The organism is Rhodococcus sp. 2G, assembly GCF_001886355.1.
Lineage (GTDB): Bacteria > Actinomycetota > Actinomycetes > Mycobacteriales > Mycobacteriaceae > Rhodococcus > Rhodococcus pyridinivorans.
Genome location: NZ_CP018063.1, coordinates 2,859,312 through 2,874,079, shown reverse-complemented (window position 1 = coordinate 2,874,079; position 14,768 = coordinate 2,859,312). Strand labels below are relative to the sequence as shown.

Genomic DNA, 14,768 nt, shown 5'->3' with positions numbered 1-14,768 from the left:
TAGAGTGCTAGTGACACCGAGCGCCGGCCCGGCACCCGCGACGACGGGACGCGTGCGGAGTCACCGTGATGACTGAACACACCCGTGTCCGAGAACACCGGTTCTCGGACCCCATTACCCCTGAAAGTGGAGGGCTCATCGTGGCGAGCGTGAACATCAAGCCGCTCGAGGACAAGATCCTCGTCCAGGCCAACGAGGCCGAGACGACGACTGCCTCCGGCCTGGTCATCCCGGACACGGCGAAGGAGAAGCCCCAGGAGGGCACCGTCGTCGCCGTCGGCCCCGGCCGCTGGGACGAAGATGGCGACAAGCGCATCCCGCTGGACGTCAAGGAAGGCGACGTCGTCATCTACAGCAAGTACGGCGGAACCGAGATCAAGTACGCCGGCGAGGAGTACCTGATCCTGTCTGCGCGCGACGTCCTGGCTGTCGTCGCCAAGTAGGCCGCTTGCATTCCGCCCCGGTGTCCCGTTTCGGACCCGGGGCGGAATACGTTGGGGAACATCCGAGTCCAGGAGTAGTCGCAGAACATGTCCAAGCAAATCGAGTTCAACGAGACCGCGCGGCGGGCTCTCGAGCGCGGTGTCGACCAGCTGGCCGACGCCGTCAAGGTGACGCTCGGCCCGCGTGGCCGGCACGTCGTGCTCGCCAAGGCCTTCGGTGGTCCCACCGTCACGAACGACGGTGTGAGCATCGCCCGTGAGATCGAGCTGGAGGATCCGTTCGAGAACCTCGGCGCCCAGCTCGTCAAGAGTGTCGCGACCAAGACCAACGATGTCGCGGGTGACGGCACCACCACCGCGACCGTTCTCGCCCAGGCGCTCGTCAAGGCCGGCCTGAAGAACGTTGCCGCAGGCGCCAATCCGATCGCGCTCGGTGCCGGTATCGCCCAGGGTGCGGACAAGGTGAGCGAGGCTCTGCTCGCTGCCGCCACTCCCGTCGAGGGCAAGACCGCCATCGCGCAGGTCGCCACCGTGTCCTCGCGCGACGAGGAGATCGGTGAGATGGTCGGCGAGGCGCTGACCCGCGTCGGGGAGAACGGTGTCGTCACCGTCGAGGAATCCTCCACGCTGAGCACCGAACTGGTCGTCACCGAGGGCGTGCAGTTCGACAAGGGCTTCCTGTCGCCCTACTTCATCACGGACATCGACGCGCAGGAAGCCGTCCTCGAGGACGCGCTCGTCCTGCTGTACCGCGAGAAGATCAGCTCGCTTCCCGACTTCCTCCCGCTCCTCGAGAAGATCGCAGAGTCCGGCAAGCCGGTCCTGATCATCGCCGAGGACATCGAGGGCGAGCCGCTGTCGACCCTGGTGGTCAACGCGATCCGCAAGACCCTCAAGACCGTTGCCGTCAAGGCTCCGTACTTCGGTGATCGCCGGAAGGCCTTCCTCGAAGACCTCGCCGTCGTCACCGCGGGTACGGTCATCAACTCCGATCTGGGTCTGTCCCTCAAGGAGGCCGGACTCGACCTGCTCGGCTCGGCCCGCCGCGTCGTCGTCACGAAGGACAGCACCACGATCGTCGACGGTGCCGGTACCGCCGAGGACATCGAGGCGCGCGCCGCTCAGCTGCGTCGTGAGATCGAGGCCACCGAGTCCGACTGGGACCGCGAAAAGCTCGAAGAGCGCCTCGCGAAGCTCGCCGGTGGCGTCGCCGTCATCCGTGTGGGTGCGGCGACCGAAACGGACCTCAAGGAGCGCAAGTTCCGCGTCGAGGACGCAGTCAACGCCGCGAAGGCGGCCATCGAGGAGGGCATCGTCCCCGGTGGCGGGTCGGCTCTCGTACAGGCCGCACGCTCGCTCGAAGAGCTCCAGGCGTCCCTCTCCGGCGACGCCGCCACGGGCGTCGCCGCGCTGCGCACCGCGCTCACCGCGCCGCTGTACTGGATCGCCACGAACGCCGGCATCGACGGTGCGGTGGTCGTGAGCAAGGTCGAGGAGACGGGTAAGGGCTTCAACGCCGCGACCCTCTCCTACGGCGACCTCGTCGCCGAGGGCGTCGTCGACCCGGTGAAGGTGACGCGTTCCGCCGTCGTCAACGCCGCGTCGGTCGCACGCATGGTGCTCACCACCGAGAGCGCCGTCGTCGACAAGCCGGAGGAAGAGGCCGAGGCCGGGCACGGCCACGGTCACGCGCACTGAGCGACCGGTCAGGGCCGCGGACCCGCCGCCCGGCGGGTCCGTAGGTCGAGTCGGACGTGAAAGTCGTTCCGGACGGCACGAATACAGCGAGGCCCCGCAAGGAATGTTCGCATTCCCTGCGGGGCCTTCGTCGTATCGACGCAACTCCTCCAACCGGCCTCCCGGTCGTACCGTCACGGTCGTGTCGACATGATCACGACCGTGACGGTGTTGACATGGTCACGACCGTGACGGTGTCGTCACGGGGCGGGTGACCGCCTCACACAGCGACCTTCCGCCGTCGTTGCCTCGTGTACATCTCCCGCTCGGTCTCCGACATGCCGCCCCAGATGCCGTACGGCTCGGCGACGGCGAGGGCGTGGTCGCGGCAACGGGCCAGCACGGGGCAGGTGCGGCACAGCTCCTTCGCGCGGTTTTCCCGCTGGGCGCGGGCACGACCGCGCTCTCCGTCGGGGTGGAAGAACACCGAGGAGTCCACACCACGACACTTACCGTGCATCTGCCAATCCCAGAGGTCCGCGTTGGGGCCGGGCAGTGTGTGTGGTGCGGGCATGTGGCACTCCTTTGCAGCAAGCTCGCGTGAATTGTGCGAGCGGACCGTGGACACATCGGGATTCCCGCTGTGATCCGAATCAAACAAACTCACCGTAGGATCTGTATCGATTCGTCGTCAATGTTTTCGATGAGTGGGATAGTGCATAACCGAACAGCCAAGATTTAACCGCGGAAATATTTACTTTCGTGAGGAGTCGTGCCTGTGCGCTGCGGGCGGTGGTGATCCGGGGTATCTTATGCTCCCGACGTGGGTAAAAGGTCCCTTACTCGCTGGTAACCCGGCCTTTCGGCGGCCGGATGCGGGCTCCGACTCGGCCTCGGAGGTCAGGGGCAGCACCATACATGCACTACGCATGTTTTAACTCGATGTTTAACAAGATGTTCGGAAATGTCTTCTGTGCATCCCTGCGTTCCAATCATCGAGACTATTTGCGCTCGCGGTGATAATTTGTCTCCGACAAATGCCCGGCGTCGGCCCGGAGCCCCTCGTATCGTCGGTATCCGCTGGTGCGATGATTCCGCGATGGCACATTCCGACGCCCGCCGGCACACGGCACCGACACCGTCCGACCGCCACGCGATCCTGGTCGCCGCGGCCTTCGGCCCGTCCCCGGGGGCACATCCGCTCCCTGCGGCGCACGGACCCGAACAGAACTGGTTGCGGGCCGTCGCGCTCGGTGGGCAGGGACGTTACGCCGCCGCGCGGGCCGAGCTGGCCCGAGTGCGTGGAACCGGAGGAGTGTGGTCGTCGTTCGGAGCGAGCACCGAGGCATCCCTTCTCCGTCAGTTGGGCGGACATCGCGCGGCCGCCGTCCTGGACGGACGTGCTCTCGCCGAGGCGGGGTCGCTGCGAACCAGCTCCGGGAACACTGTCGCCGCACGGCGCGACGTCGGCACTGTCGCCGCACGGCGCGACGTCGATGTTGTCGCTGCATGGTGTGACGCCGCCACGGGGTTGGCGGCCGATGCGCTCGGGCGAGGCCGTCTCGCGGTGTGCGGGTCGCTGCTCGACCGATGCGCAGCCGCTCTCGACGCTGCCGAATCGGAAGCGGGGGAGAAGGCCTTCGTGCGACAGCGGATCCGTCTCGCATGGGTCGGGGCCGAATCCGCTCTCGCGGCAGGCGACTTCACCCGTGCGCGCATCCGGGCGGACCGCGCGGCGGAACTTGCGGACGGCTTCGGATCGATCCGGCACTCCGTGAAGTCGGACCTCGTGCGGTCGGCCTCTTTGACCGGACTGCCCGACCATGGTCCGGCCATGGATCTGGCCGCCGACGTCCTCGCGCGCGCGGAGGAACACGAACTCATTCCGTTGCAATGGGCCGCGGCGATGCTCCTCGACGGGCTGGGGGCAGGGAGAGACGCGGGTCGCGTCCGTGACTTCTGCGCGACCGTGATCAGGGGGCGTGGGGGTCGCTTCGTGACCTTGTCTGCCTGCTGAGTTCCATTCGCGCGCGGGGGGTGACCGGACCGGTCGGTCGTTGTAGTTACTCTGGGGGTGTTCCACGGTCAGGTGGAAGCCCGCCCGGGGGGTGGTGCCGTCTGTAACGCCAGGACTTGCGCAATCGATGACTGTTATGGGTGAGGAGTTGGACTCCGCGGTTGCTGCGGCTGCGCAAGGCGACCGGGCGGCTCTCGCTCAGGTTCTTGCAAGTGTCCGGCCCCTCGTCGTGCGGTACTGCCGCGCACGGGTCGGATCTGCAGAGCGCGGCCAGCTCTCTGCAGACGACGTTGCACAGGAGGTGTGCCTGGCCGTGATGACCGCTTTGCCGAGATATCAGGACCAAGGCCGCCCCTTCATGGCGTTCGTGTACGGGATCGCTGCTCACAAGGTCGCCGACGCGCACCGCAGTGCGGCGCGCAACCGCGCGGAACCCGTGGCGGATGTGCCGGAGGTGATGTCGCTCGACGACAGCCCCGAGGAATACGCGATCAACTCCGAGGCGGGCCGGCAGATGAAGCAGCTGCTGGGCATCCTCCCGGAGAAGCAGCGCGAGATCCTCATCCTCCGTCTCGTCATGGGATTGTCGGCCGAGGAGACGGCCGCAGCAGTGGGTAGTACTGCAGGAGCGATCAGGGTGGCCCAGCACCGGGCCATCGCGAGACTCAAGAAGGAAGTCACGAGAGCAGGTGAGCGGAATGGGTAGGGGGCGTTTCTCGGGCGACGGCTTCGACGACGAGTTTCCCGACGACGAAACCTCCGTGGACCTCGCCGCCGTGCGTCGTGACGACGCGCTGATCGATGCGATCTCCGGTAACGGGCTCGTCGAGACGAAGGACAACGAGGAGTACGAACTCGCCACTCTGCTCGCCGACTGGCGTGCAGAGATCCTCGCCGAACCGATGCCCGCCGGCCCCGACCTCGACGAAGTGGTCGCCGCTGTCCACCGGGAACTGGGAACACGGGAAACGCTCGCTCGGGCCCCGGAGGTCACCCCTCTGCGCCCGAGATCGAAGGGGCAACTCCGGTTGCTCCGTCCGCTCGCAGGTGCAGCAGCGCTCGTCGCCATCGCCGTCGGCAGCGCGACCGCCGTGTCCTACGGCGCCGAGCCCGGCGACCCGTTGTGGGGCGTCAAGCAGGTCGTGTTCAGTGAGCAGGCGCAATCCACCGAGGCCCGGATCGACACCACATCGACCCTGGAGCGTGCCGAACAACTCATCGCCGAGGGCAACACGGAGGAAGCACGCGAGTTGCTGACGTCCGCGGAGTCCCGTTCGGGCGACGTCCGGGACGCGGAGGAGCGCGATGCGCTCGGCGACTGGGTGCAACGCCTCGCCGAGGAACTCGGCCGGTTGGTGCCGCAGGTGCCTCCGCCGCCGGCAGCGCCGGTGGCACCCGAGGTGCCGGTGGTTCCCGGTGCCGTCGTGCCCCCGCCGGTCACGACGCCCGGCACGGATGGGCAGCAGCCTGCCCCGACGACCGGTGCGGAAACCGGCACGACCGTGCCGCCCACTTCCACGACGGTGGATCCGACCATCCTGCAAGCGCCGCCGCCTCCGGTTTCGAACACCACGACGCCGTCGCAGACCGCGCCACCGCCCCCGTCGAGCACGCCGGGTCCGTCGGTGCCCAGCGAGGCTCCTCCGTCGACCTCGGCTTCTTCCCCGACTCCCGCTCCGACGACGACGGCATCGTCGCCGCGGTCGACGCAGGACGGACCGGGAGCAGATTTCGCTCCGGGGTCCGTGACCACTTCGGAAGGCGGCTAGAAGTACAGAACGACCCGGGCCCGGCAGCATGTGCTGTCGGGCCCGGGTCGTTCGTGGAAGTGACGTGATGCGTGGTCCGCGTGGGGAACGGTCGGTCAGGAATCCAGACCGTAGGGGTCGACGGGAAGAGCCTCGTTCATGGACGCGTCCGCGTAGCCGCGGCAGTAGTCCCAAGTGACGTAGGCGTCGGGGGACGGATCGAAGGCCGGCTCGTGCGGTCTGACGGTGCCGTCGACGAGCAGCTGCAGCAGGTTCGCCCGCAGCATGTCCCAGTCGTGGTAGTGGTCCTGGTGGCAATCCTCGCAGCACACCACGAGTCCGCGGACGCCGCGGGGAGCCAACAGCGCCTCGTAGACGGCCAGGTCTGCGAGGTCCTCTTCCACCGCGAGCCGCTCCGCAGGATCCAGGGGCTGGCCCGGCTCGATCGCGTCCAGTGCTGCGGACGGATCGTCGGGGTCTCCTGCGAACGGGTCCGGTGGGAGTCCGGGAGGCAACTGATCACGCACGACTCCACGGTACGCAGACCGAGGGGGTCTGCGCCAGCGGTCGCCAGGGGACACGCCGTGAAATCACACGGGGTGATGTGACGAACATCGGGGAACAGGGTGGGAGCCGAGCTTGTTCCCCGAACAGATAACATGAAGGGGTGCGTGCCGCTCTCCAACCGCCCGTCGGTGCGACGAGCGCGCACAGCCTTCATTCATTCCTGCTGTCGGACGGTTCTGCCGTCCGCTCCCATCGACTGTCACGGAGGGTCCGAACCGCATGAGTAGTACCGGAGGGCGCGTGCACACCGGCGGTGACGACCCGAACAAGGTCGCAATGCTGGGTCTGACCTTCGACGACGTGCTGCTGCTTCCCGCGGCTTCCGACGTCGTTCCGAGTCAGGTCGACACGTCGAGTCAGCTCACCCGCGAGATCCGCCTGCGGATCCCGCTGGTCAGCTCCGCGATGGACACCGTCACCGAGTCCCGCATGGCCATCGCGATGGCCCGGGCCGGTGGTATGGGCGTGCTGCACCGCAACATGCCCACCGAGGTGCAGGCCGCGCAGGTCGAGACCGTCAAGCGGTCGGAGGCCGGCATGGTCACCGATCCCGTCACCTGCAAGCCGACCGACACGCTGGCCGAGGTCGACGCGAAGTGCGCGCGATTCCGCATCTCGGGTCTGCCGGTCACCGACGACGAGGGTCAGCTCGTCGGCATCATCACCAACCGCGACATGCGCTTCGAGGTCGACCAGAACCGCCCGGTCGCCGAGGTCATGACGAAGGCTCCGCTGGTCACGGCCCGCGAAGGCGTCACCGCTGAGGCCGCGCTCGGTCTCCTGCGTCGCCACAAGATCGAGAAGCTGCCGATCGTCGACGGTCAGGGCAAGCTCACCGGCCTGATCACCGTCAAGGACTTCGTCAAGACCGAGCAGCACCCCAACGCCACGAAGGACCGCGACGGCCGTCTGCTCGTCGGTGCCGCCGTGGGCGTCGGCGACGACTCCTGGACCCGCGCCATGACGCTGGTCGATGCCGGAGCCGACGTTCTCGTCGTCGACAGCGCCCACGGCCACTCGGCCAACGTGCTGTCGATGATCTCGAAGCTCAAGAGCGAGGTCGGCGACCGCGTGCAGATCATCGGTGGCAACGTCGCGACCCGCGAGGGCACCGAGGCGCTCATCAACGCCGGCGTCGACGCGGTCAAGGTCGGTATCGGCCCCGGCTCGATCTGCACCACGCGTGTCGTCGCGGGTGTCGGCGCGCCGCAGATCACGGCGATCCTCGAGGCGTCCACGGTGGCGCGCGCCCACGGCGTGCCGGTCATCGCCGACGGCGGTATGCAGTTCTCCGGCGACGTCGCCAAGGCTCTGGCGGCCGGTGCGTCCACCGCGATGCTCGGTTCGCTGCTCGCCGGCACCACGGAGTCCCCGGGTGAGCTGATCCTGGTGAACGGCAAGCAGTTCAAGAGCTACCGCGGCATGGGCTCGCTGGGCGCGATGCAGAGCCGCGGCGAGGCCAAGTCGTACTCGAAGGACCGCTACTTCCAGGACGACGTGCTCTCCGAGGACAAGCTCGTGCCCGAGGGCATCGAGGGACGCGTGCCGTTCCGCGGCCCGCTGCAGCAGGTCACGCACCAGCTCATCGGTGGCCTGCGCGCAGCGATGGGTTACGCCGGTGCGACGACGATCGAGCAACTGCAGGAGGCGCAGTTCGTGCAGATCACCGCCGCCGGCCTCAAGGAGAGCCACCCGCACGACATCACGATCACTGCCGAGGCACCGAACTACGTGGTCCGGTAGTTTTCGCGTTCGCAGCAGGGTCCCGTTCCGATTAGGACGGGAGCATCGTCCAAGAGGAGAAAGGGGCGCGCGTGCGCGACCTCGTTGAAATCGGCATGGGTCGCACGGCCCGACGTACGTACGAGCTGGGCGACGTCGACATCGTCCCGTCGCGCCGGACGCGGTCGTCGAAGGAGGTGTCGACGGCCTGGCAGATCGACGCCTACCGTTTCGACATCCCGGTGCTGGCGCACCCCACCGACGCGCTGGTGTCGCCCACCTTCGCGATCGAGCTGGGCAAGGCCGGCGGTCTCGGTGTCATCAACGGCGAGGGCCTGTGGGGTCGTCATGCCGATGTCGACGCCGTCGTCACCCGTCTCGCGGAGATCGCGAGCACGGATCCGCGCGCAGCCGTCCGTTACCTGCAGGAACTGCACATGGCTCCGCTGCAGGGCGATCTGCTGGCCGCGGCCGTCGCGCAGGTGCGGGATGCCGGGGTGACCACCGCGGTCCGCGTCAGCCCGCAGAATGCGCGCGCCCTCACGCCCGAGCTCGTGAAGGCGGGCATCGATCTCCTCGTCGTCCAGGGCACCATCATCTCGGCCGAGCATGTGGCCCACGGTGAGGACGAGCCGCTGAACCTCAAGACGTTCATCTCGGAGCTCGACGTGCCGGTCATCGCCGGTGGTGTCAGCGACCACCGCACCGCGCTGCATCTGATGCGCACGGGTGCGGCCGGTGTCATCGTCGGCTTCGGCTCCACGAAGCAGGCGACCACCACGTCCTCCTCGCTCGGTATCGGCATCCCGATGGCCACGGCCATCGCCGACGCCGCTGCGGCCCGGCGCGACTACCTCGACGAGACCGGGGGCCGTTACGTCCACGTGCTCGCCGACGGCGACATCGAGAACGCCGGCGACCTCGCGAAGGCGATCGCGTGCGGCGCCGACGCGGTGGTGCTCGGCGCGCCCCTGGCTCTCGCCGAGGAGGCCGCGGGTAAGGGCTGGTACTGGCCGTCCGTGGCCGGGCATCCGTCGATGCCGCGCGGCGCTGCGGTCCGGGTCGCCGAGGACGGGCGACCGGGCCTCGGCCGGGTGCTGTTCGGCCCGTCCGATGACCCCTCCGGTTCGCTCAATCTTGTGGGCGGCCTGCGTCGATCGATGGCGAAGGCCGGATACTCCGATCTGAAGGAATTCCAGAAGGTCGGTCTGTCGGTCCGCGGATAAGGACCTTCCCGGTACATCCCGATGGCCGGTCACAGCGTCGCAGGACGCGGTGACCGGCCATCGATTTTTCTCACACTTCGTTTTCGTGCAACTCCACGTAACGGGTAGAGTTGGGGCTGTGCCTGTAGTCACACCGCCGAAGTGCATACTTGCCGGTAACAACTCTCGCCGCTGGAGGTTCCATGGGTAAGCAACGGGTCACGGACTACGACGTCCTGATCGTCGGATCGGGTTTCGGTGGGAGCGTCACGGCGTTGCGCCTCGTGGAGAAGGGCTACAAGGTCGGCGTTCTCGAGGCCGGTCGCCGCTACGCCGACGCCGACTTCGCGAAGACCAGCTGGGACCTGCGCCGCTTCCTGTGGGCGCCCAAGCTCGGCTGCTTCGGCATTCAGCGCGTGCACCTGCTGCGCGACTGCCTGATCCTCGCCGGTGCCGGCGTGGGCGGCGGGTCGCTGAACTACGCGAACACCCTGTACAAGCCTCCGGCGCCGTTCTTCGAGGACCGCCAGTGGGCGCACATCACCGACTGGCAGGACGAACTGAGCCCGTACTACGACCAGGCGAAGCGGATGCTCGGCGTGGTGCAGTACGGCCGGATGACCGACGCCGACAAGGTGATCAAGTCGGTGGCCGACGACATGGGCGTCGGCGAGACCTTCATCCAGACGCCCGTGGGCGTGTTCTTCGGCGAACCCGGCCGCACGGTCGCCGATCCCTACTTCGGTGGCGTGGGCCCCGACCGCACCGGCTGCATCGAGTGCGGTGAGTGCATGACGGGATGCCGCCACGGTGCCAAGAACACCCTCGTGAAGAACTATCTGGGTCTCGCCGAGCGGGCGGGAGCCGAGATCGTCCCGCTGACCACCGTCACCGATCTCCGTCAGGCCGCCGACGGCACCTGGGACGTGATCACCGAACGCACCGGCGCGTGGGTCCGCAAGCGGCGGCGCACCTACTCGGCCGCGCACGTCGTCCTTGCCGCCGGAACGTGGGGCACGCAGCACCTGCTGCACCACCTCAAGGACACCGGTGCGCTGCCCGAACTGTCCGACAAGGTCGGCGAACTGACCCGCACCAACTCCGAATCGATCGTCGGCGCCGGCAAGATGCGGATCGATCCCGATCTGAAGCTCACCGAGGGCGTCGCGATCACGTCGTCGTTCCACCCCACCCCCGACACGCACATCGAACCCGTGCGGTACGGCAAGGGATCGAACGCGATGGGCTTGCTGCAGACCCTCATGACCGACGGCGACGGACGCACCCCGCGCTGGGCGAAGTTCCTCGGGCAGGTCGTGCGGAACCCCGTGAAGATGCTGCGGATGCTCTCGGTGCACCGGTGGAGCGAGCGCACCATCATCGCGCTGGTGATGCAGAACCTCGACAACTCCATCACCACCTACACGACCAAGGGTGTGTTCGGCCGCCGCAAGGTCACGAGCAAACAGGGCCACGGGCAGCCGAATCCCACCTGGATCCCGGCCGGCAACGAGGCCACGCGCCGCATCGCCGAGAAGATCGACGGTGTCGCGGGCGGCACGTGGGGTGAGATCTTCAACATTCCGCTCACCGCACACTTCCTCGGTGGCGCCGTGATCGGATCCGATCGTGACCACGGGGTCATCGATCCGTACCACCGCGTCCACGGCTACCCGACGCTGAGCGTCGTCGACGGCGCCGCGGTCTCCGCGAACCTCGGTGTGAACCCCTCGCTCACGATCGCGGCGCAGGCTGAACGCGCTGCGTCGTTGTGGCCCAACAAGGGTGAGGACGACCAGCGTCCCGAGCAGGGACAGCCCTACCGTCGTATCGCGCCGATCGAACCGAAGAACCCCGTGGTGCCCGTCGACGCACCTGGTGCGTTGCGACTGCCGGTCGTCGAGGTCAAGCACAGCGGCGTCGCGTAGCGACCCGGAAGTGATCGGATGAGCGGCCGCGTCGGGAACACCCGGCGCGGCCGCTTAGACTGTTCGGGTGTCGTCGCAAAGCCAGCAGTCCAGACCGGTCGTCGTCGTCGATTTCGGAGCTCAGTACGCGCAGCTGATCGCGCGGCGCGTTCGTGAGGCCAACGTCTACTCGGAGGTCGTGCCCCACACGGCCGGTGTCGAGGAGATCGCGGCGAAGAACCCGCGCGCGGTGGTGCTGTCCGGTGGCCCCGCCAGCGTGTACGAGGAGGGCGCACCGCGTCTCGATCCCACGCTGTTCGATCTCGACGTCCCCGTCTTCGGCATCTGCTACGGCTTCCAGGCGATGGCGCAGGCGCTCGGCGGCACGGTCGCGCACACCGGCTCGCGCGAGTACGGCCGCACCGAGCTGTCGGTCTCCGGAGGTGTGCTGCACGACGGTCTGCCCGAGACGCAGCCCGTCTGGATGAGCCACGGCGACGGCGTCACCGAGGCCCCCGAGGGCTTCGAGGTCACGGCGACCAGCGCCGGTGCCCCGGTCGCGGCGTTCGAGGACCGCGCCCGTCGCCTCGCCGGTGTCCAGTACCACCCCGAGGTGCTGCACTCGCCCCACGGCCAGCAGGTGCTGAGCCGGTTCCTGCACGACATCGCCGGAATCCCGGGCGACTGGACTGCAGCGAACATCGCCGACGCGCTCGTCGAGCAGGTCCGCGAGCAGATCGGCGACGGTCGTGCCATCTGCGGCCTGTCCGGCGGCGTCGACTCCGCCGTGGCGGCCGCGCTGGTGCAGCGCGCCATCGGCGACCGCCTGACCTGTGTGTTCGTCGACCACGGCCTCATGCGCGAGGGTGAACGGCAGCAGGTCGAGAAGGACTTCGTCGCCGCGACGGGTGCCCGTCTGGTCACCGTCGACGCGTCCGAGACCTTCCTGCGCGAGCTCGCCGGCGTCACCGACCCCGAGACCAAGCGCAAGATCATCGGCCGCGAGTTCATCCGTTCCTTCGAGGGCGCGGTCTCCGAGGTTCTCGGCGAGGGTGCCGACAAGGGCGAGACCGTGAAGTTCCTCGTGCAGGGCACCCTGTACCCGGACGTCGTGGAGTCCGGCGGCGGTTCCGGCACCGCGAACATCAAGAGCCACCACAACGTCGGTGGACTTCCCGAGGACCTCGAGTTCGAGCTCGTCGAGCCGCTGCGCCTGCTGTTCAAGGACGAGGTGCGCGCGGTCGGACGTCAGCTCGGTCTGCCCGAGGAGATCGTCGGCCGCCAGCCGTTCCCCGGCCCCGGCCTCGGCATCCGCATCATCGGTGAGGTCACCCGCGAACGCCTCGAGATCCTGCGCCGCGCCGACTCGATCGCCCGCGAGGAACTCACCTCCGCCGGCCTCGACGGACAGATCTGGCAGTGCCCGGTCGTGCTGCTCGCCGACGTCCGCAGCGTGGGCGTGCAGGGCGACGGCCGCACCTACGGACACCCGATCGTGCTGCGTCCGGTCTCCAGCGAGGACGCGATGACCGCCGACTGGACGCGCCTGCCCTACGAGACCCTCGAGCGGATCTCCACTCGTATCACCAACGAGGTGGCGGAGGTCAACCGAGTGGTGCTCGACGTGACGAGCAAGCCCCCGGGAACGATCGAGTGGGAGTGATTTCCGCTCGCCGTAAGCGGTGAGACGACGTCCCCCGGACCGGTCAGGTCCGGGGGACGTCGCGTAGGTGGGGGTGGTTATCTCCGGCGGTTGGGGAGGAAGACCAGCACCGCTCCGATCAGCAGGGCCGCGCCCACCAGGACCCATCCGAGGTCGACGGCGGCGAGGAACTCGACGGAGAACGGCCCGATCATGGCCCATCCGCTCACGACCAGCGCTGCCAGTGCGGCGAGCAGGAGCAGGAGCGACGGTCCCTTGCGGGTGCGCTCGGTCCGATCCTCGGTGTGTGTTCCGGTTTCGTGATCAGCCACGACGCACCTCCAGAGATCCGAATTCCATGTTCGCGTTCAGGTCCAGGACCGGCCCGTCGTCGACTCCGTCGGCACCACCGTCGATGCCGGGGGCGGGGCATCCCCTGATCTCACCGGGACCGACCGTGCAGTCGGCGCGGACGTCCAGGTTCTCCGGCAACAGCACCTCGACGCTGCCGAACCGGCCGTCGACCTGCACCGTGCGGTCCTCGGTGAGTTCGAGTCCCCGCAGATCGAGGGTCATCGCCCCGAACTGGAAGCTGTATTCGGACTCGAGCTGATCGGTACTGGTCGGAGCCCAGGTCCGGTCGCCCCAGTTGGAGGTGTCGACCGGGCCGGCGATCGAGGCGAGGACGACGAATCCGAGGAGGGGGCCGGTGACGACGAGCAGTCCGTGCCCGCGGTGCAGGAACGCGCCGATCAGCAGGCCCAGACCGACGACCGCGAGGGCCGCGGCACCCACCCGGGCGGGGGTCACCCAGGCCAGGTCGGCGGCGGCACCGAGCGCGCCGGTCACCGCAGCGGCGATCACGGCCAGTCCGAGAACCGTCGTGGTCAGGCGCGAGCGTCGATTCGTGACGATCGCAGGTTCGTGCTTCGGTGCCGGTTCGGGCAGATCCCATGCGAACGGGGCGACCCCGAGGGGATCCCATGCCGGCGGTGCCGAACGGTGGGGGGAGAGCGCGTCGACATCCGGGAGCGGAACGTCGGTGTCCTTGCGTTCGGTGTCCTTGCGGTCGGTGTCCTTGCGTAGGTCGGGCATCGGGGACGTCTTCCTCTCAGTCGTCTCGGTGGGCGCTGTGGAATCGGTGCCCGAAGCAGGGGTGTCCGAGGCGTCGGTGGTGCTCAGGACCTCCGTCGCGTCGGTGGTCTGCGCAGGCGGGGTTGCCGCTGTGCTGGTTGTCTTTGTGCCGGCTGCCTCTCCGCCCGGTGTCGTCGTGGCCGCCGGACCCGCCTGCATGTGCCATGCACCGGTGTGTGCGCCCCACGGGGAGCAGTACGCGTTCGTCACCGGAGGCTGAGGAAAGGCCGCCTGGGTGGGGAAGGAGGTTCCCTCGGGCGCCGGCAGCACCGGCGGTTCGGGACGCCGCTGATAGAGCAGCCACCAACCGCCGAGCAGCAGGAGCGTTCCGATGAATCCGGAACCGCCCGAACCCGCACCCACCGGACCGATGGCACCCGCCGCGATCGCCAGGGCCACGAGGAGTACGACGACCTTGGTCGTCGAGTCCGAGCTCGCACCCCGCCCGACGAGCGATTCGAGCGAGGAGACCTGGTCGCCGTGACGGGGGAACATCAGCCAGGCGGCCAGATAGAGGACGAGACCGCCACCGCCGAACAGCGCCGACGCGACGAAGACGACACGGATCAGCACGGGATCGACGCCGTAGCGCACTCCGATACCCGAGCACACACCCGCGATGTGCCCCTCCTTCGGCAGACGCACGGGGCGGGTCCGCCACATGTCCGCCACCTGGTCCTGAAAGCTCCTCGTGTCCATGGCACCC

The 14,768-nt window shown here is 68.2% G+C and carries 13 protein-coding genes; 9 read left to right on the top strand and 4 right to left on the bottom strand.

The window, feature by feature from the left end; translation table 11 throughout:
* Positions 1-140: 140 nt before the first annotated feature.
* Both groES and groL read left to right on the top strand, forming a co-directional pair.
* Positions 141-443, top strand: coding sequence for a co-chaperone GroES (groES, locus tag BO226_RS13575; protein WP_006550071.1), 303 nt, complete (start codon positions 141-143; stop codon positions 441-443).
* A gap of 87 nt (positions 444-530) precedes the next feature.
* The gene (groL, locus tag BO226_RS13570) at positions 531-2,141 is read left to right on the top strand and encodes a chaperonin GroEL (protein ID WP_071935459.1); all 1,611 of its coding nucleotides are present in this window, start codon (positions 531-533) and stop codon (positions 2,139-2,141) included.
* Between the two features lie 259 nt (positions 2,142-2,400).
* Here the strand turns inward: groL and BO226_RS13565 are convergent, their stop codons facing one another.
* On the bottom strand, positions 2,401-2,694 hold the full coding sequence (locus BO226_RS13565; protein WP_006550073.1) for a WhiB family transcriptional regulator: 294 nt from the start codon (positions 2,692-2,694) through the stop codon (positions 2,401-2,403).
* 525 nt (positions 2,695-3,219) lie between these two features.
* Between BO226_RS13565 and BO226_RS13560 the strand changes: the two genes are divergently transcribed.
* From BO226_RS13560 to BO226_RS13550, 3 genes are all read left to right on the top strand, one after another.
* Positions 3,220-4,137 (top strand): hypothetical protein, encoded by a 918-nt coding sequence (locus BO226_RS13560; RefSeq protein WP_071935458.1) that lies wholly within the window; start codon positions 3,220-3,222, stop codon positions 4,135-4,137.
* 127 nt (positions 4,138-4,264) lie between these two features.
* Entirely contained in the window at positions 4,265-4,843 is a 579-nt protein-coding gene (locus BO226_RS13555) for a sigma-70 family RNA polymerase sigma factor (protein ID WP_019288580.1), read from the top strand.
* Positions 4,836-5,906: an anti-sigma-D factor RsdA gene (locus BO226_RS13550; protein WP_019288579.1), complete on the top strand. Its 1,071-nt coding sequence runs from the start codon at positions 4,836-4,838 to the stop codon at positions 5,904-5,906. Before BO226_RS13555 ends, BO226_RS13550 begins: the two co-directional genes overlap by 8 nt.
* A 95-nt stretch (positions 5,907-6,001) precedes the next feature.
* Here the strand turns inward: BO226_RS13550 and BO226_RS13545 are convergent, their stop codons facing one another.
* The gene (locus BO226_RS13545; protein ID WP_006550077.1) at positions 6,002-6,412 is read right to left on the bottom strand and encodes a DUF5319 domain-containing protein; all 411 of its coding nucleotides are present in this window, start codon (positions 6,410-6,412) and stop codon (positions 6,002-6,004) included.
* 259 nt (positions 6,413-6,671) lie between these two features.
* Between BO226_RS13545 and guaB the strand changes: the two genes are divergently transcribed.
* The 4 genes from guaB to guaA all read left to right on the top strand — a co-directional run bounded on the left by guaB (position 6,672) and on the right by guaA (position 12,949).
* A complete protein-coding gene (gene guaB, locus BO226_RS13540; protein WP_033097050.1) occupies positions 6,672-8,195 on the top strand; it encodes an IMP dehydrogenase in 1,524 nt (507 codons plus the stop codon).
* A gap of 71 nt (positions 8,196-8,266) precedes the next feature.
* On the top strand, positions 8,267-9,400 hold the full coding sequence (locus BO226_RS13535) for a GuaB3 family IMP dehydrogenase-related protein (RefSeq protein WP_006550079.1): 1,134 nt from the start codon (positions 8,267-8,269) through the stop codon (positions 9,398-9,400).
* 182 nt (positions 9,401-9,582) lie between these two features.
* Positions 9,583-11,307: a GMC oxidoreductase gene (locus BO226_RS13530; RefSeq protein WP_071935457.1), complete on the top strand. Its 1,725-nt coding sequence runs from the start codon at positions 9,583-9,585 to the stop codon at positions 11,305-11,307.
* Positions 11,308-11,374: 67 nt separating this feature from the next.
* The gene (guaA, locus tag BO226_RS13525; protein ID WP_024101587.1) at positions 11,375-12,949 is read left to right on the top strand and encodes a glutamine-hydrolyzing GMP synthase; all 1,575 of its coding nucleotides are present in this window, start codon (positions 11,375-11,377) and stop codon (positions 12,947-12,949) included.
* 77 nt (positions 12,950-13,026) lie between these two features.
* On the opposite strand, the gene BO226_RS13520 is transcribed toward guaA, so the two are convergent.
* Together BO226_RS13520 and BO226_RS13515 are read right to left on the bottom strand one after the other, a co-directional pair.
* Positions 13,027-13,260, bottom strand: a complete 234-nt coding sequence (locus BO226_RS13520; protein WP_006550082.1) for a hypothetical protein — start codon at positions 13,258-13,260, stop codon at positions 13,027-13,029.
* Complete coding sequence (locus BO226_RS13515; protein WP_071935456.1) at positions 13,253-14,761, bottom strand: PspC domain-containing protein; 1,509 nt, start codon at positions 14,759-14,761, stop codon at positions 13,253-13,255. The genes BO226_RS13520 and BO226_RS13515 overlap by 8 nt, the downstream gene beginning before the upstream one ends.
* Positions 14,762-14,768: the final 7 nt, after the last annotated feature.